The following is a 16,301-nucleotide window of genomic DNA, read 5'->3' as shown; positions in this document are numbered from 1 at the left end:
ATGGCAAAAGCTAAACATAAATCGCCTTCGCGTCACCTGAATCATATGGCTGGCGCGATGTGTTATCGCTTACTGACTGAAATACCCGATGCGCTGTACATGATTGAGCTAACGTTACCGATGGTCAGTCGCATTATAGGCACGGGCTTATCGTACAACGATTACAACACGAACTTTGAGCTGCTGGAACTCCTGAAAATACCTGATCCAGCCCCGAAGAAAACCGAGCAGGTTAGACAAAACCTTAGTCAGTTGTGCAGTATCTTCGAGTTGGATGAGCGAGTCGCCGTGCTGCTTGAGTTTATCCTCATCATGAACATTAACTCGAACGCCAAGTTCCTAATCGACTGTATTGAGTTACCAGACCAAGACCATGACCTGATGCTGTTCTACGAGCATATCAGTGGCCTCGATAAGCATCACATTATTGAGGCGATGGAATCACTGATTTCAAAAGGCATTCTAAGTGCCGATTCAGCACCACAGCATCTGCCGTGGTTAGAGATGTCGAACCCTATTCAGTATCTGCTGACAAAAAGTGTCGTGACATCCTGCGAGCAAATACTGGCAAGCTTTTTAGTCAAAAGCCCTGCTCCGGCATTTACGCTATCTGACTTTGACTATGTGAACATCGACCTGCTGCGTAGGTATATGCAAAAAGCGACGGCTGCTCAGCATACCGGTATTAATGTGCTGCTGTATGGTTATGCCGGCACCGGTAAAACAGAGTTAGCCCGTGCGCTGGCCTCAGAGCTTGACCGGCAGTTATTTGAGATAGGCAGTCAGGTTATTGCAGACGGCAAGTTGCAGCAGAAACACAGTACTAAGTACGTGAACAGTCAACGTGTGCAGTACCTGACGACCGTGCAGACCTTGCTTCGCAACAGTACAGAAAACCTGTTACTGATTGATGAGTGTGAGAGCATCTTTCAAAACGCTGACAGCTCGTACAGCAAAGATATGCTGCATCAGACGCTGGAGCGCAATACGGTGCCAGCGATTTGGATAACCAATCATGTTGGTTGCCTTGAAGATAGTTACTTACGCCGCTTTAAACTGGTACTGGAAATCAACTCACCGGATGAGAACAAGTTAAAAGCGCTAACTGAACAGGCCGTGCATGGCCTTAACCTTAGTGAAAACGCAGTTGAAAAGATAGCAGCGGTTAAACACATCACACCGGCCATCATCGGTAACGCGGCCTATGTCACAAAGACTGTCGGTGAGAAGCGAAACAAAGCCGAAAGCACCATGCTAGAGGTGATTGAAAATACGCTTGAAGCCTGTGGACTGTGGCAAAACGACATGCGCTATCAGCAGGAAATACCGTTTGATGTGAGCTTGCTTAACCTCAAGCAACCTAAATACGTTATCGATGAAATCAATCATGCGGTATCGCAGGGTCAGCCGGTTCGCGTACTGCTCTGTGGACCACCTGGAACCGGTAAAACTGCGTATGCGCACTATCTAACAAAAGCGCATGATATCAAGCTAAAACGGGTGCAATGCTCAGATGTCCTTAGCAAGTATGTCGGTGAAAGTGAGCAGAACGTTCGACAGCTGTTTATCAGCGCACATCGGAACAAACACGCGCTACTGCTTGATGAAGTCGATAGCTTACTGACAAGTCGTGACAGGCTTCAGGCGCAGCACGAAACGCAGCTAGTGAATGAAATCCTGACACAGCTTGAGTGCTTTACGCAGCCGCTCTTCGCTGCAACTAATTTCGAAACAGCGTTAGACAAAGCCGTACTGCGTAGATTCGATTTTAAGCTTGAATGCGACTACTTGCACACAGAGCAAGTGTTGATGCTGTTCCGTCGCGTTCTGGGCGTTTCTAGGCTTACTCAGGACGAGCAACAGCAGCTCAGTACACTCAATCGCTTAACACCTGGCGACTTTGCGATTATCGCAAGACGCATGAAGTTTCAACCCAAGCAAGACCATCGTCAGTCAGCGCTGCAAATGCTGCTCGACGAGAACAAACGTAAACAACCCAACCCAACGATTGGCTTTGTTCACTAATTTAGTGACAAGCGCCAGCGACTAACAAAGGAAATACCTATGACTAGTATATTGAGTTCTCTCAAGGTTATCGCTCGCCCAAAAATTGAGCCTAAACCACCAATTATTGGCAAACGCTTACGGCTGATTGAAAAGCTCGATGAGCAGTTAGCGATTGTACAGGCCATGTTAGACGGTCAGCCTTATGAATCGTATCGCGATAAAAAAGTGAAAGACCCCGAGACTGGTGAGCGAAAAACCGTGCGAACGCGCAAAGCGGTTCGGCCTTGGTACTTCGACGACAACAATCACTACTACTTTGAAATCCGTGTCGGCTTTAAACCTATGGAGCTTGATAAAGGTAAATCTGCAATCGATGTCGGTGATAAAGCACAGCTACCGACCGTGATTAACGCCATCATCAAAGCCGTAGAAGCAGGCGAGTTAGATCAACAAATCTTGCAGGCTAAACCGCAGAAACCCTCAAAACCTAAAGAGCCGAAAAAGACGGCTTAACCATGAACGTGATTGCCAGAGTGTTGCTGCACTCTGGCAATTTCTGGGGTTTTGACAGTGCGCTTATAACAGCACTGAACAGCTAACAGGCTTTAACGGTTTTGGAGGTGCCATGCCAACGTTACGCGAAATCGATGTGAAGTATCGATTTAAAGATGTGGCCTGCAATATCACAGGTAAGAACATTAACTCACCTGAGCGTATTGCACAGCTATTTGACTATCTGAAGTATGAAACAAAAGAGCAGTTAATTGTCGTTAACCTGACACAACAGCACGACATTAACTGTTTTGAAGTCGTTGCAACTGGCACAGTCAATGCGGTTCAGGTTCGTCCTGCTGAAATACTGCGTACTGCTGTGCTACTGAATTTACCGAATATTCTGCTGATCCATAACCATCCGTCAGGCGACCCGAAACCCAGTCAGTCAGACATTAACTTTACAGAGCGGATGATTAAGGCCGCTGAAGTGTTGGACATTAAAGTGATGGATCATCTGATTATCGGACTGGATTGCTTTAGCAGCCTGCAACAGACACACCCGCACATTTTTTAGCTGCACAACCCAACATTTATCGAGAGGAAAACACCTATGCGTATTCAGTACGAAGGCTTAGCTTTGCCTGTAACAAAGCGATTTATCGATGCACTTATCGAAGTCATTGAGCCGGTAAAAGAGCCGATGGCAGAGTTCATTACCGTTAACTTTCGTGATCCGAAATACAGCGCTGAACAAGGCGGCTACCATCCGGTTGAAATCATGATCACAGGCCGATGTGGAAGATACGAACTCTGCTACATCACCGATTTTTGTTATGCAGGTATTGGCGACTGTGCCGAGCTGGTGAAGTCACTCGACTTTGAGTTTATCGCTGGCACCTTTCAGGACATAACAGGTTATTACCCTATTGAAGTCGCCAGAGAAATCTACCCGATATGGGAAGATAACTTTTTAACCTACTGGCTGGATATGGGGGTTTTTGAGGTGGAGGTATCATCATGAGTAGAATAGAGAAACGCAAGAGCATCAATAATGATGATCCGCGCAGAGTCGCATTAGGTCAGTGGGTACGTGAACAGCGCATGGCAAAAGGGTATACTATGCGAGATATGGCAGCGAAAAGCGGCAGACCGCATAGCTATTTTGGCAAGATTGAGCAGGCTCAACGAGGAATGGATTTGTTGGAATTCATTGATATGTGTAACTGGCTTGATGTATCACCGATGAAATCATTTTTGTCTGTGCAAGTCTCGTTTAAACAGCAGTCTTAAACATTAACTAGGGGCAGTAATATCTTGCGACTGCCCTGAAAACTTAATGGGGTTTTCTATGCTGTATAAAAAAGAGTTTGGTGCCAACTTCGATCTTGGGTTTAATCTTAGCGATTTTCCTCAACTCCACGACAACAGCTATCACAACGATGTTTGTCCAAGCTTTTGGTTCGAGAGCAACGGCCAATATTTTATACTTTGGGTTGACTACGAGAAGTCTACAGAACGAGAGCTACAAGGAAAAAGATACACCATTATAAATGCTGAAAACTTTGGTTGTTCTGAATATCCTGAAATCGGCACTACTGACGAAAGCATCAATCTACTTGAAACTGAGTACTTTAGTGAACTCAAAATATTTCTGAGTCAGCCTGGGTATAACCATCAAAATTAATTTTAACAAAAAGCTTGATGGAAATCTTTTAGGTTTTATACCCAACGTGAATTGTCAATCTGATAACGATGTAAAAGCATTTTTAATTATTTCTATTAAGAGCATGCCAGCAAAAAGACCGATGCTGACTCTTTAGGAAAGTAAAGGAATGCTGTATATTTGATCAGGTTTTGGAGGTTGTTATAAATGTTTACATCAATTGAACTTTGCGCAGGCGCTGGCGGCCAGGCATTAGGTTTAGAAAATGCTGGTTTTGATCATTTATGTCTAGTAGAGATTGATGAGCATGCTTGTGAGACTTTGCGCTTAAATAGAAAGCATTGGAAGGTATTAAATCAGGATCTTCGGGCTTTCGACGCATTTGAGTATAAAGGTGTTGACTTAGTAGCTGGTGGTGTACCATGTCCTCCCTTTTCAGCCGCGGGAAAACAACTTGGAGCTGATGACGAGAGGAATTTGTTTGACGAAGCCTTGAGAATTGTTGAGCAGTGCTCTCCAAAAGCCGTTATGTTAGAAAACGTTAGGGGCTTACTCGATGAGAAATTCACTGAATATAGAAATTCAATAACAGATAAATTGCGAACTCTCGGTTATAGCTCAGAATGGAAGCTTTTAAACGCGTCTGACTTTGGAGTACCTCAGTTAAGACCGAGAGTGATATTAGTTGCTCTTAAAAATCAGTACTTCAAAGATTTCTGTTGGCCAACTGAACAACCAGATTTGGCGCCTACAGTGGGTAAAGCTCTTTACGATTTAATAGCCAAAAATGGTTGGCCACATGCCAGAGATTGGATGTTAAAAGCTAATAAAATTGCACCAACTTTAGTAGGCGGTTCAAAAAAACATGGCGGGCCAGATTTGGGTCCTACAAGAGCAAAAAAAGCTTGGAAAGAACTGGGAATCAATGCTCATCTTGTTGAGTATGACTCGCCTTCAAAAGATTTTATAGGAAAAGAAGGTTTCGAAAATATGCCTTATCTGTCACTCAGAATGGCGGCGAGAATCCAAGGTTTTCCAGATAGCTGGGATTTTTTTGGTAAGAAAACACATGCATATAGGCAAATCGGAAATGCCTTTCCTCCCCCTGTAGCCGAAGCTGTTGGAAAAGCAATAGTCAATGCCTTAACGTGTAATTCACTTAAAAGATCTCTTGATGAGACAAAATCTCCTGAGCAATTAAAAGAAGAGATCGCATAATTTTTTAAGGGGTTAGACTCAGCTATACCTAACCCCTATTCTTAAGCTAACATCAAGATTTGAGATTCAATAATCTTGTATTGACTGCTACGAATTGATCCTGATTTACATCAGTGAATCCAAGGTTCTTCAGTTCTTCCGAGTCGTACGCACCAGTCAAAATCAGGATTCCCTCTTTCTCTAACGAATCTCTGGCTCCACCATTTTTACGTAATCGTTTCATTGGATCTTTTTGATTCGCTACACATTCCACAATATACCTATCAATTACTGTATTTGGGACTAAGCGACAAAGTCGTCTGATTTTCTCTGCTCCAGATACATTCAACTCAGTAAGTTGAGCACAAACTCCGGGGCTTAAATTTTCGAAAAAATTTTCCTGCATCCGTACGTTTTTTCCAATCCAAAAAATAGCTTTATTCCCAGGGCTAATACTTCGCTTCTGATCTTGATTCATTCCCGCAGTAATATTGTCAAGCGAGCAGAAGACAACGCCGATACTGAATCTGCCCTTTTTGTCGTTTATTTTGATAAGCAAGCAATGTTGATTAACAGCCTCTTTTGGAATCATCCAACCAGTGCCAATAGTATTTTTAACATCAAGCTCAACGCCATCAACGCTCAAATCCAGAACTTTTCCCTTAGGTACTTGAAGCAGGTGCCTTATGAGAATTTCTACTTTTGTGCCAATGTAAGTTTTCTCGGTCTTCTCTAACTGAGATAAGCTAAATCTCTGTGTTCTTGGCATATCTATGACTTCATCGACCGCCTTTCTCAGAACAGGCCCGACTTCACTCAAAAAGCTTTCTAAACCACCAAGAATATTGACTAGTGAATTTGCTATGTTTACACACGAAATAGCCGCAGGATTTTCCTTCAAATACGAATCAGAATATCCATTAACGCTCATATCCATAAACAAAACTCCTTATTAAAGATTAGTAACTTAACTAGTATTACACTATCTTTATAACAAGTTCAAACCCTTTTCTCAAAAAGAAAAAAACTTACGTCCAGACGTAACATTAAAGGTATGAGGGATAAGAATGGTTAACTATATAAATTTTATGGAAATAGGACATAGAAACTTTCCAAAATCGGAAAATTTTTAGAATTAAAATAGATGCGTTTCACGTGATCTGTATTTGGTGCCTAGGGCCGGACTCGAACCGGCACGTTGTCGCCAACGGTGGATTTTGAATCCACTGCGTCTACCAATTTCGCCACCCAGGCATTTGAGAGGTCTTTTAGCTTGTTACTAGTGCAGAAACAGAACTTTGCAAAACTTTGCATAACCGCTGCACTTTTAATAACTCAAGAATCGTAGACTATTCAATGAGTTATGTCTACCACTATCTTAGACGCATTGCATTTTGAATCCGGCACGTCTACCAATTTCATCACTGAGCCAAAGTCGTTCTATAACAAACTATAACAGCTAATTTGTCAAGATTTTTTAATTTTAATCTCTTTAATTTCAAAAGGTTAAACTTAAAAACTCTATAAAAGCAGACAATTTTGAATCCGCTGCGTCTACCGATTTCGCCACCCAGGCAGAGAGGAGTTGTTTGAGGTAAACGCCTGCATTATACGATGCCGCTTAACAGGCGCAAGTGCTTTCTCGCCCCTTTTTCCGGCTGCCGGCGTCAACTGCTGAAAATAACAGCAACTCAGTTGGCGCTTTGCCATGCGGTTAACTGCTGCAGGATAAAGGCAATCGCCTCTGGTGATTGATAGGAGTCGTGTTTAGACGGCACTATCAGTTCAGCTTGTGCCTGCGGTAAGTGCGCGCTGTGGTAGCTGACCACACCATCATTCAGGCCGGGGCATACTAATGGAGTTTGGCAGCGCTTGGGTCTGTTATTGCCAATTACCGAATACACCGGCACCTGCGGCGGTAACTTACTCAGCTCCTGCAGCAGTGGGTGGCTGGGCGACAACACCCGTACGCTATCCGGTCCCTGTGCCGACATATAAGGCCGCATTTCATCAGTCAGATAATGCATGCGCTCGTCTTGCCACAACCTGGAAAACACCTGATACATACTGCCGGGTAAGCGGATTAACGAGCTGGCAAGCCGGCCGGCCAGGCCACGCGCCTGATCACTGCCCTGATGCGGTGTATCAAGAAAAACGACAGCACTGACATATGGCTTTGGTGTTAAGAAAAAGATCTCCCGCAGCGGTCCTAAGGTCTGCTCCTCGAGCCTTAACTGTTCTGGTGCCACCTTAAAGGTGCGATCCCACAGGGCGTTACCACTATCTACCACCATAGTCCGGCTGATAATACCGCCCATGCTATGCCCAATCAGCCACATTTGCTCCAGCGCCGGTGCAGTAGCCGCCGAATTACTCACCGCCAAGTTGTGCAACTCAGCCCGCAGCTGCTCCAGCTCACGGCGTAGCCGCATCGCGTTAAAAAAGGGTGGCGGACCTGTTGGGTAAAAGGCATGCCAAATTTGATAACGTTTAGCCAACTGCGGATCGGCATAGATGGCCCAACTTAAACGCCGCCAGATCAGTGGACTGGAATATAAACCGTGGATCATCAGGATCGGAATTTTATCGGTAACCAGCGGCTCTATCACGTAGATCCCAAGCTTACTCTCCACCTCAGCCGCACGCAGCAAACCGGTCAGTTCAAAGCGGTCAACTTGCGCCGCCTCGGCCAGCAACAAATAAGGTGTAGCCAAATCATAATGCACCGGATAACGCTGCTCGCCAAACTGCAACTCCTCAGCCTGAGTCATCACCCGCGCCTGCAGCCGCAGCACCGGTTGCACCGGGTTTCGAAAATCAAAGCCTGCAGGAACACTGTCACAGCGCGAAAGATCCCCTCCGGCGGATACCAGCGATCCCGTCCCTGCCCCGTGTTCGGTCGCTGCCCAACCAGGCTGATGCCAAGCGCCTGCACCGCGGGAGCCTGCATTAAAGGATCTTTGGCTTGCACATCGGCAGCCAACGTAAAGTGGGTCAGCGGTAAGCCGTCGTCTGACAAAACCTCCAACTGTAATGCCAGATAGGCGGGTTGTTGCGCAGCGGGCTGTAACGCCGCTCTGACCAGTGGTAATAAGGCAGCATTGTACAGCGCTATGGCAGCTTGCCGTTCGCTGTTGCTTAACGGCTTCGACAGCCAGCGCTCAGCACAGGCCAATTGCAACAGATAGAGTTGACTACTTGGCGACTGGTCGCGCAGTGCCTGACAATAGCCAGCGATACTGGCCGCATCTTGCTGTTGTAAACTAATAAAGCGGTAAGCCAGTAAACTGGTTACCGGATCCAGCACCGGTGCTGCGGTTTGCTCAAGCTTTATAAAACGGGTGTTGCTGCAGCCAGCCAGTTGCAGCAAGATTACCAACACAGCCAAATACCGCATGCTTTTCGTTGCTCAGCATAAGTTCATCCGCTAATCATGGCAGAAAAGTATCAGGCAGGGAAAGCCGGGCTGGCACAGCAGCCCGAAAAAACTCGAAGCACCTTCAGCGAAACAGCCATTTCGCCAACAGCGGCACTAACCTTGGCATGACGACATAAATCACCAGAGCGACAATAATGGCCGCTGAAAAGACGTGCCGCACGCCAAACCATTGTAAAAACGGCAGTAGCGCAAACAGCGGTTGTAACAGTAAGGGAACCAACATCGTTAGCACTGCAATCACCGCTGTGGTCAGTAACCATTGTTTCCAGCGCACCGGATGTGGCGACTGCGGGTTGATCGGTTCAAACCAATAATCAATACCAGACAGAATTTGCACATTCTCCGGCACCGCCAGGCAGGGCTTGACCTGCTCAATTAACGTGGTCCGCTCGGCAGAGCTTAACCAGCGCTCGGCATCCTGCTGGCTGGAAAAACGCACCGAAATACAATAACGCTGCTGACCGGCAGCCGGTTTTAACACCACTACTCCCTGATGACCAGGAAAGCCCGCCGCAACCTGGATAATATCAGCAAGCCATTGCTCATACCGCTGCTGCTGGTCAATCCTGACCTGATGGTCAATGCCGACCGAGACGCCGGCCTTGCTGCTATGCTCAGTAGTCATGTTCTGGCTATCCTTGGGCCTGCCAGCGCAGGCCCGTTGCCGATTACTTATTGGCGGTCAGGGTCATGTAGCTGTTGATCAAATTGCGGTAATCCGGAATATGATTAGAGAACAACTGTCCCAAGCCCTCAATATCATTGCGCCAGTCACGGTGCAGTTCACAGGCGACACCAAACCAGGTCATCAACTGGGCGCCAGCGGCCTCCATCCGTCGCCACGCCGAGTCGCGGGTCAGTTCGTTAAAGGTCCCGGAAGCATCTGTTACCACAAAGACATCAAAGCCTTCAGCCAGGGCAGACAGGGTCGGGAAAGCAACACAGACTTCGGTAACGACCCCGGCGATAATCAGTTGCTTCTTACCGGTGGCTTTAATCGCCTGCACAAAGTCTTCATTATCCCAGGCATTGATCTGGCCGGGTCTGGCGATAAAGGGCGCTTTGGGAAAGATTTCTTTTAACTCTGGCACCAAGGGTCCATTTGGTCCCTGTTCGAAGCTGGTGGTTAAAATGGTGGGTAATGCAAAATACTTGGCCAGATCGGCGAGTGCCAGTACATTGTTTTTAAAGCGGTCAGGGTCAATATCTCTTACCAGCGACAGTAATCCGGTTTGGTGGTCGACTAAAAGGACGGCCGCATCCGCTTTATTTAATCTTACATAGGGCTTGTTCATCGTCAGGTCTCCTGTGTCATCCGAACAAAAAGGCTGTTTGGCACAGCCGGTACTACCCGGTAAGCTTATAGCAAGCTAAGAATAGCAGTAGTCCATCAGAATGCGACACAGCGTTCCATTCTGAGAACGAAGGAAGGGATAAATGCAGGATTTAAACGATCTTTATTATTTTGCCAAAGTGGTCGAGCACGGCGGTTTTGCCGCCGCCGGCCGCGCTTTGGGGGTAGCGAAATCTAAATTAAGCCGGCGTTTGGCCCTGCTCGAAGAGCGGCTGGGGGTACGGTTGTTACAGCGCTCTACCCGGCAGCTGACGCTGACCGAGACCGGTAAACGCTATTATCTACATTGTCAGGCAGTGCTGGTTGAAGCCGATGCCGCCCAGCAAACCATAGATGCGCTAAAGGCCGAGCCGGCCGGGGTGATTAGGCTAAGCTGCCCGGTGGGTTTGCTGCATTTTCATATCAGCCGGATGCTGGCTGACTTTATGACGCTATACCCGAAAGTCCAGATCCAGCTGGAGGCGACCAACCGTCGGGTCGATGTGATTGCCGAAGGCTTTGATTTAGCGCTGCGGGTCAGACCGCTGCCGCTGGAAGACAGCTCACTGGTCCTGAAAATTCTGTCCGACCGCGGCCAGTGTCTGGTTGCCGCCCCGACGCTATTGGCAAGCTATGGCGAGCCGGATACGCCGCAGGCACTGTTAAGTTTACCGGCGCTAAGCCGCGCCCGGCCGGAGGAGCCGCATAGCTGGCAACTGCAACACCGCGACGGCCAGCAACTGCTGCTGCATTTTCAACCGCGCTTCGTTACCACTGATATGCTGGCGCTGAAAACGGCAGCTCTGGCCGGGGCGGGTATCGTCCAGCTACCGCAGCTAATGCTATTAGCGGAATTGGCAAGCGGACAACTGGTGCGTTTACTGCCGGACTGGGAGCCCAAACGCGAGGTGATCCATCTGGTATACCCGTCAAGACGCTGTTTGTTGCCCGCCGTGCGGGCATTGATCGATTATCTGGCGGCACAGTACCAGCTGATTAACGAAGACTAGATAGCCGGCAAACTAAAGCGTACCAGCAAACCACCGGCGCTGTTCTGCAATTGCAAGTCGCCACCATGGGCCTGAATAATGTCGCGGCATAGCGTCAGGCCGATCCCCGAGCCACCGGTTTTGGTCGTATAAAAGGGCGTGAGTGCTTGTTGTAGCTGAGCTTCAGCCATACCACCGCCCTGATCCCGCAGTTCAAAGAGCAACCGCCCTGCAGTTTCATGCAACGTCAGGCTAATCTGCTCCGGTGGTGAGCCGCTTTCATGGGCATTTTTTAGCAAATTTACCAATAACTGACTCAGCTGCGCCTGATCGGCCTGCCAGGGCCGCCGCGGTAACTCCCCTATTAACTCAAACTCATACTGATCCTGCAGCTCATTAATCAGTTTGACAAAATTAATGGTCGCCAGCGTCGGTGGCGGTAACTTGGCAAACTGAATATAGGCCTGCAAAAACTGATTCAAACTCTGACAGCGTTCGCTGATGGTATTAAAAATATCGGATAACTCAGACTGTTGCTGCCGCTCTGCCACAACCTTACCGGAAAATGCCAGCGACGATAGCGGCGCCAGCGTATTATTCAGTTCATGACTGATCACCCGCAGCAAGCTTTTCCAGGCGTTCAGCTCCTCACGGGCGATCTCACGGCTCAGCGGCTTCAGTAAATACAGCCGGTGTTGCTGGTTATGCAGCTGAAACTGGCTTACCGCCAGATGCCAGACACTCTCCCGCTGGCCACTTAATCTCAGCAAACCACTGTGCCTGGCCGCCACGGCGGCCAGTAGCTCCGGAAAGCAGGCCAGTAATGACGGTAAAGCCAGGCCGCTGATGTCCTTGCCGCCATGTAACAGTTGCCGCGCCGCCGGATTAGCTAACAATATCCGCTCACGATCATCGGTCAGGATCAGCGGCCCCGGATTGCTCTGCACCAGCGTATCGAGCAAGAGCTCGCGCTGATACAGGCTATTACGTTGTAACCGTAGCTGTTCACTCATTTGCTGCAGTTGCGCCGCCAGCGGTTTTAATAAGCGTAATTGCTGCGGATTGGCACCGGTATTAAAGCTGCCATCCTGCAAATTCTGAGCATGTAAATTCAGCGCCGTTAGCTCTCGCTTCAGCGGCTGCAATTGCCAGCGCACCAGTAACATCAACAACGGCAACAGTAACCACAGCGCAACTAGCAAGGTCTGGGCTAACGCCGGGTTTAACCACTGCCACTGTGCAGCCAGGCCCAGCAGCACAGTTACCCCCAGCAAACCGAGCAGCAAAGCCAGATTCAACCGAACTACCGGCTGTTGCAAAGCCTGCTGCCAGTGCTGTCGCCGCATCATGGTAATTTAATCCGGTAAAATTCCAGCCGCCGGTAAAAAGCCTGCCGGCTTAACCCCAGCTGTTTGGCAGCGCGTGAGACGATACCGCCGGCCTGCTCCAGTGCCGCCAGCAAGCTGGCCTGATCAATATCATCCAGCGCTTTGCGGCCCGACACTTCAGCCGCAATACCAAGATCAGCGGCAGTAATTTGCTCGCCACTGGCCAACAGCGCCGCCCGTTGACAGACATTCTGTAGCTCACGCACATTGCCTGGCCAATCGTAATGTAACAGCGCCTGCTCGGCGTCAGCGCCCAGTGCCTTGTTGCCCGCTAAAAAGTGACGCGCCAGTGGCAATATGTCGTCTGGCCGCGCCTTTAATGGCGGCAATCTGAGCTCAACCACATTTAAACGGTAATACAGATCCTGGCGAAAGCTGCCGCGGCTAATTGCTTGTTGCAAATCGCTATTGGTCGCACTGATCACCCGCACATCAACCCGGCGCGTCTGGCTGGAGCCAAGCCGCTCAAATTCACCGCTTTGCAGCACCCGCAATAGTTTAATCTGGCCGGCCAACGGCAAGTTGCCAATTTCATCCAAAAACAAGGTGCCGCCATCGGCCGCTTCAAAACGCCCGACCCGGGTTTTGGTTAGGCCACTATAGGCACCGGCTTCGGCTCCGAACAGCTCAGCTTCCATCAGCTCCGCTGGCAGCGCGCCCATATTGACCTTCAGAAATGGCTGTTTACTGCGACTGGAATTGGCATGCAGCACGCTGGCGATACCCTCTTTGCCGGCACCATTCGGGCCGGTGATCAGTACCGCCGCTTGTGACGGCGCCAGTTGCAGCGTCATTTGCAGCAGCTGTTGCATCTGGCGGCTGGCAAACACCAAACCACAGAGATCTTTACCGGCAAACAGGCTTTGCTGTTGTTGCTGCGCCAGTTGCTGTTGCTGCTGCAGTTGCGCCAGCCTGACGGCATTAGCAACAGTCAGCAACAGACGCTGGTCATCCCAGGGCTTGGCGATATAGTCCACCGCACCGGCTTTTATCAGCTCCACCACCATACTGAGCTGGGTCCAGGAAGTCATCAGAATAATAGGTAGCGCCGGAAACTGCTGGCGGATCTGATAAAACAACGCCCGTCCCTGTTCGCCATCACTGACGCCGGCGGCAAAATTCATATCCTGCAGCAGTAAGTCTGGTTTGGCACTGGCTAATAGCGTCAGCGCTTCAGCCGGTGTTGCCGCCAGCAATACCTGATAGCCGTGCAGGCTAAACAGCGTTTGCAGGGCGCCGCCAATAGCGGGATTATCGTCAAGTACCAGTATTTTTATCATTTATTATAAGGTCTTGGTTGCCGTAGCCGGAGAGACCCGGGTTGCCAGACGCGCAGGATACCATGTTGCCAAACTGACACAAAGTAGTAACAACAGCACCGTCAATGGCAACAGATACCACGGCAGCGCTGGCATACTCAGTACCTTAGATAGCTGTTGTTGCAGTAATAGCGCTAACAGCACACCAGCCGCCGCGCCGGTTAGCGTAGTCAGCCAGCTCTCCGTTAATACCTCCAGCATAATCCGCGGCCGGCTGGCACCCAGTGCCCGTTTAATGCCAATTTCTTTTTGCTGCTGTACCCCATGAAACAGCGCATGGCTATAGGCTGATATCATTGCTACCAATAGCATTAAGCCACTAAGCACTGCCAGTAAAGCTGCCAGGCCGGTTTCGCTACGAAACAAGGTCCGGTGCAATTCAGCAAAACTTTGCAAGGTACCAATATCTACTTCCAACTCAACTGCTTTTAATACTGCGGGTAATTGCTCGCGTACCCTATCAAGCTGGCCTGGCTCGATTTTTACCAACAACTGATAACCATAATCGGCACTCTGCATATTCCACGGCAAGTAAATGGCGTAGTTTTGATGATCAGCGTAACGCTGGGTAAGTACATCGCTAACTACCCCTATTACCCTGCCAGCACTGGTTTGCTGCCCCAGCACTTCGCCGTCGGGAAACAATTGTTTCGACAACTGTTCACTCAGCACAATAACCTCAGTATCAACATCGGTCTCTTCCAACCAGCGACCTTGCAGCAGCGTTAAACCTAAGGTCTCGCGCATACTGACGCTCCCCAGCTGATAAGGCACCATACCAATGTTAGTGGTATCTTGTTTATCTATCACAAAGATATTGCCGTTCATGCCACCGAATAACAGTGGCGTTTGATTCATCCAACTGGCCGATACCACGCCTGGCACAGCGCGGATAGCGCTTAATTGTCGCTCCATTAAATCTCCAAGTGCCGGTTGGCTGCGCAGCTCAGGCAAGGTGGGCTTAATTGGCACCCTTAGTAAATTGCTTAAGGTTAACCCTGTTGGCTGATTCGCTAATTGCCGGGCTTGCCACGCTAAAACCGCGCTATTGGCAATTAACGCCAGGGTTAATGCCAACTGCACCAGCAACAGTGCGGTAATGACTTTACGGCGCAATAACGACTTGATTAATAATGTAAAACTCATTAGCGACTCCCTAAGCTTTTAATTGCTGATTTAGCGGGCTGTAAGAAGCACGCCAGGCAGGGTAAACGGTAACCAGATAACTTGCTAATAACGCCACGCCAAACATCAGCAGTATTAAACCTGGCTGCCAATTATTCAGCGCAGAGGTGGCAGGGAGTAATTGATTAATCAGCAATAACATCAGCACCGCAAACAACAGTGCCAATATAAAAGCTAAGACACCATTGACTAACACGTCTGTGAGTAACTGCCCCTGTAATTGCAGACGACTAGCGCCTAAAGCCCGGCGTAAGCTAAATTCAAACTGGCTGGCCATATAGCGGTTTAACGACAAATGGCTGGCATTAAACAAACACACCAATAAAAACAGTACTGATACCATTGCAAATGCGTCTAACTGACGATTGCGCTCATTAAAGGCCTCGGCAATATCCAGCATATTATGCAGCAAATTGCCATTGGGGCGGGGATGGCGGCCGGCTTCTTTCTCACTGGCTACGAGGTTATCCATAAACTGCCGATAAGCGGCTTGCTGCGCTGGGGTATCCAGCCTTACCCAAAACTGCGCCTGGTAGAACTCCCCCTCGCGGCCATTAACGGCAAAGTTTTCGTTATAATTGCGTGAGTCTCGGCTTTGCGTGGTGCTATTGGATTTAATGCCTAAATTGTATGCGGTTTCCCAGGGCAAATAGATCTCTTCTACCGGGGTAATAGCTAGGCCATTATTAACGTCATACAACTTAGGTAACATTTGCCAGTTTTCCAGCACCCCCACTATGGTGTATAGCTCGCCATCCAACAGTAATTGTTGGCCTAACACATCAGTGCGGCCAAAAAACTTTAGCGCCGCATTGTAATGCAGAATAAGCTCCATCCGTGCTTCGTTATCTGCCCAGGTTTGCCCGTGCAAAAAAGGCGCATTAAACAACGTAAAGAAATCTCGCTGCGTCACTCTGATGGTTACTGGCGTTGGGCCATTCTGCGTATTAGGTACGCGAGCATAGCCTCCACTTTGAAACATACCAGCTTGCGCTGAAGGAATAGCCGAGCTACTCAGCTTTTGCACATCTTTATAACTTAACACCCGGAGCGGAGTAAGGCAGCTATCGCACGCTTGTTCCACCGCGTTAATACGTGGAAAAAACAGCATATGGCTTTGCTCCGACAGGGGATCACGGTTCATCCAGTAATACAGGGTGGCATTACTAAAAAACACCCCCAGACCAATACTTAAAATCATCAGCGTCAACGCATAAGGCAGTGGCGCCCGTTTGATATTGTGCAGCGACAGCCGCAAATAGTAGCTAAAGTTTTGCATTGGACCC

The 16,301-nt window shown here is 48.7% G+C and carries 17 protein-coding genes and 1 tRNA gene; 8 read left to right on the top strand and 10 right to left on the bottom strand.

Translation table 11 applies throughout. The features are described 5' to 3' along the window. The 7 genes from AJE_RS12230 (at position 1) to AJE_RS12200 (ending at position 5,383) form a co-directional block, all read left to right on the top strand. The gene (locus tag AJE_RS12230) at positions 1-2,025 is read left to right on the top strand and encodes an AAA family ATPase (protein ID WP_008951120.1); all 2,025 of its coding nucleotides are present in this window, start codon (positions 1-3) and stop codon (positions 2,023-2,025) included. A gap of 39 nt (positions 2,026-2,064) precedes the next feature. Then, positions 2,065-2,520: a DUF6641 family protein gene (locus AJE_RS12225; protein ID WP_008951119.1), complete on the top strand. Its 456-nt coding sequence runs from the start codon at positions 2,065-2,067 to the stop codon at positions 2,518-2,520. 112 nt (positions 2,521-2,632) lie between these two features. Beyond that, on the top strand, positions 2,633-3,076 hold the full coding sequence (locus AJE_RS12220; protein WP_008951118.1) for a JAB domain-containing protein: 444 nt from the start codon (positions 2,633-2,635) through the stop codon (positions 3,074-3,076). Between the two features lie 36 nt (positions 3,077-3,112). Further along, entirely contained in the window at positions 3,113-3,523 is a 411-nt protein-coding gene (locus AJE_RS12215) for a DUF2787 family protein (RefSeq protein ID WP_008951117.1), read from the top strand. Continuing rightward, entirely contained in the window at positions 3,520-3,792 is a 273-nt protein-coding gene (locus AJE_RS12210; protein WP_008951116.1) for a helix-turn-helix domain-containing protein, read from the top strand. The genes AJE_RS12215 and AJE_RS12210 overlap by 4 nt, the downstream gene beginning before the upstream one ends. A gap of 58 nt (positions 3,793-3,850) precedes the next feature. Continuing rightward, positions 3,851-4,186, top strand: a complete 336-nt coding sequence (locus AJE_RS12205) for a hypothetical protein (RefSeq protein WP_008951115.1) — start codon at positions 3,851-3,853, stop codon at positions 4,184-4,186. Positions 4,187-4,372: 186 nt separating this feature from the next. Then, positions 4,373-5,383 (top strand): DNA cytosine methyltransferase, encoded by a 1,011-nt coding sequence (locus tag AJE_RS12200; protein ID WP_008951114.1) that lies wholly within the window; start codon positions 4,373-4,375, stop codon positions 5,381-5,383. A gap of 52 nt (positions 5,384-5,435) precedes the next feature. On the opposite strand, the gene AJE_RS12195 is transcribed toward AJE_RS12200, so the two are convergent. From AJE_RS12195 to ycaC, 6 genes are all read right to left on the bottom strand, one after another. Beyond that, positions 5,436-6,299, bottom strand: a complete 864-nt coding sequence (locus AJE_RS12195; protein WP_008951113.1) for a NaeI family type II restriction endonuclease — start codon at positions 6,297-6,299, stop codon at positions 5,436-5,438. Between the two features lie 230 nt (positions 6,300-6,529). Next, positions 6,530-6,616 (bottom strand) — tRNA-Leu (locus tag AJE_RS12190). A gap of 437 nt (positions 6,617-7,053) precedes the next feature. After that, a complete protein-coding gene (locus AJE_RS12185) occupies positions 7,054-8,133 on the bottom strand; it encodes an esterase/lipase family protein (RefSeq protein ID WP_008951112.1) in 1,080 nt (359 codons plus the stop codon). After that, on the bottom strand, positions 8,133-8,759 hold the full coding sequence (locus tag AJE_RS12180; protein WP_008951111.1) for a hypothetical protein: 627 nt from the start codon (positions 8,757-8,759) through the stop codon (positions 8,133-8,135). The genes AJE_RS12185 and AJE_RS12180 overlap by 1 nt, the downstream gene beginning before the upstream one ends. 103 nt (positions 8,760-8,862) lie before the next feature. Beyond that, the gene (locus AJE_RS12175) at positions 8,863-9,426 is read right to left on the bottom strand and encodes an antibiotic biosynthesis monooxygenase (protein WP_008951110.1); all 564 of its coding nucleotides are present in this window, start codon (positions 9,424-9,426) and stop codon (positions 8,863-8,865) included. A 43-nt stretch (positions 9,427-9,469) separates the two neighbouring features. Continuing rightward, positions 9,470-10,096, bottom strand: coding sequence for an isochorismate family cysteine hydrolase YcaC (gene ycaC, locus AJE_RS12170; RefSeq protein ID WP_008951109.1), 627 nt, complete (start codon positions 10,094-10,096; stop codon positions 9,470-9,472). Positions 10,097-10,238: 142 nt separating this feature from the next. Here ycaC and AJE_RS12165 point away from each other — a divergent pair, with 142 nt between their 5' ends. Then, positions 10,239-11,144 carry a LysR family transcriptional regulator gene (locus AJE_RS12165; protein ID WP_008951108.1) on the top strand — a complete coding sequence of 302 codons (906 nt, stop codon included), beginning with the start codon at positions 10,239-10,241 and terminating at the stop codon, positions 11,142-11,144. Here AJE_RS12165 and AJE_RS12160 read toward each other — a convergent pair. The 4 genes from AJE_RS12160 to AJE_RS12145 are packed head-to-tail and all read right to left on the bottom strand — an operon-like array spanning position 11,141 to position 16,294. After that, positions 11,141-12,472 carry a sensor histidine kinase gene (locus tag AJE_RS12160; RefSeq protein WP_008951107.1) on the bottom strand — a complete coding sequence of 444 codons (1,332 nt, stop codon included), beginning with the start codon at positions 12,470-12,472 and terminating at the stop codon, positions 11,141-11,143. The genes AJE_RS12165 and AJE_RS12160 overlap by 4 nt on opposite strands. After that, a complete protein-coding gene (locus AJE_RS12155; protein WP_008951106.1) occupies positions 12,469-13,791 on the bottom strand; it encodes a sigma-54-dependent transcriptional regulator in 1,323 nt (440 codons plus the stop codon). The genes AJE_RS12160 and AJE_RS12155 overlap by 4 nt, the downstream gene beginning before the upstream one ends. A 3-nt stretch (positions 13,792-13,794) precedes the next feature. After that, positions 13,795-14,976 (bottom strand): FtsX-like permease family protein, encoded by a 1,182-nt coding sequence (locus AJE_RS12150; RefSeq protein WP_008951105.1) that lies wholly within the window; start codon positions 14,974-14,976, stop codon positions 13,795-13,797. 10 nt (positions 14,977-14,986) lie between these two features. Further along, the gene (locus AJE_RS12145) at positions 14,987-16,294 is read right to left on the bottom strand and encodes an ABC transporter permease (protein ID WP_008951104.1); all 1,308 of its coding nucleotides are present in this window, start codon (positions 16,292-16,294) and stop codon (positions 14,987-14,989) included. Positions 16,295-16,301: the final 7 nt, after the last annotated feature.

It is taken from the genome of Alishewanella jeotgali KCTC 22429, assembly GCF_000245735.1.
Classification (GTDB): domain Bacteria; phylum Pseudomonadota; class Gammaproteobacteria; order Enterobacterales; family Alteromonadaceae; genus Alishewanella; species Alishewanella jeotgali.
This window is presented reverse-complemented; position numbering and strand designations above follow the sequence as displayed.

Bases quoted from the DNA above. Each gene is read 5' to 3' on its own strand.
- AJE_RS12230 (WP_008951120.1), top strand. From the start codon at position 1: ATGGCAAAAGCTAAACATAAATCGCCTTCGCGTCACCTGAATCATATG.
- AJE_RS12225 (WP_008951119.1), top strand. From the start codon at position 2,065: ATGACTAGTATATTGAGTTCTCTCAAGGTTATCGCTCGCCCAAAAATT.
- AJE_RS12220 (WP_008951118.1), top strand. From the start codon at position 2,633: ATGCCAACGTTACGCGAAATCGATGTGAAGTATCGATTTAAAGATGTG.
- AJE_RS12215 (WP_008951117.1), top strand. From the start codon at position 3,113: ATGCGTATTCAGTACGAAGGCTTAGCTTTGCCTGTAACAAAGCGATTT.
- AJE_RS12210 (WP_008951116.1), top strand. From the start codon at position 3,520: ATGAGTAGAATAGAGAAACGCAAGAGCATCAATAATGATGATCCGCGC.
- AJE_RS12205 (WP_008951115.1), top strand. From the start codon at position 3,851: ATGCTGTATAAAAAAGAGTTTGGTGCCAACTTCGATCTTGGGTTTAAT.
- AJE_RS12200 (WP_008951114.1), top strand. From the start codon at position 4,373: ATGTTTACATCAATTGAACTTTGCGCAGGCGCTGGCGGCCAGGCATTA.
- AJE_RS12195 (WP_008951113.1), bottom strand. From the start codon at position 6,299: ATGGATATGAGCGTTAATGGATATTCTGATTCGTATTTGAAGGAAAAT.
- AJE_RS12185 (WP_008951112.1), bottom strand. From the start codon at position 8,133: ATGACTCAGGCTGAGGAGTTGCAGTTTGGCGAGCAGCGTTATCCGGTG.
- AJE_RS12180 (WP_008951111.1), bottom strand. From the start codon at position 8,759: ATGCGGTATTTGGCTGTGTTGGTAATCTTGCTGCAACTGGCTGGCTGC.
- AJE_RS12175 (WP_008951110.1), bottom strand. From the start codon at position 9,426: ATGACTACTGAGCATAGCAGCAAGGCCGGCGTCTCGGTCGGCATTGAC.
- ycaC (WP_008951109.1), bottom strand. From the start codon at position 10,096: ATGAACAAGCCCTATGTAAGATTAAATAAAGCGGATGCGGCCGTCCTT.
- AJE_RS12165 (WP_008951108.1), top strand. From the start codon at position 10,239: ATGCAGGATTTAAACGATCTTTATTATTTTGCCAAAGTGGTCGAGCAC.
- AJE_RS12160 (WP_008951107.1), bottom strand. From the start codon at position 12,472: ATGATGCGGCGACAGCACTGGCAGCAGGCTTTGCAACAGCCGGTAGTT.
- AJE_RS12155 (WP_008951106.1), bottom strand. From the start codon at position 13,791: ATGATAAAAATACTGGTACTTGACGATAATCCCGCTATTGGCGGCGCC.
- AJE_RS12150 (WP_008951105.1), bottom strand. From the start codon at position 14,976: ATGAGTTTTACATTATTAATCAAGTCGTTATTGCGCCGTAAAGTCATT.
- AJE_RS12145 (WP_008951104.1), bottom strand. From the start codon at position 16,294: ATGCAAAACTTTAGCTACTATTTGCGGCTGTCGCTGCACAATATCAAA.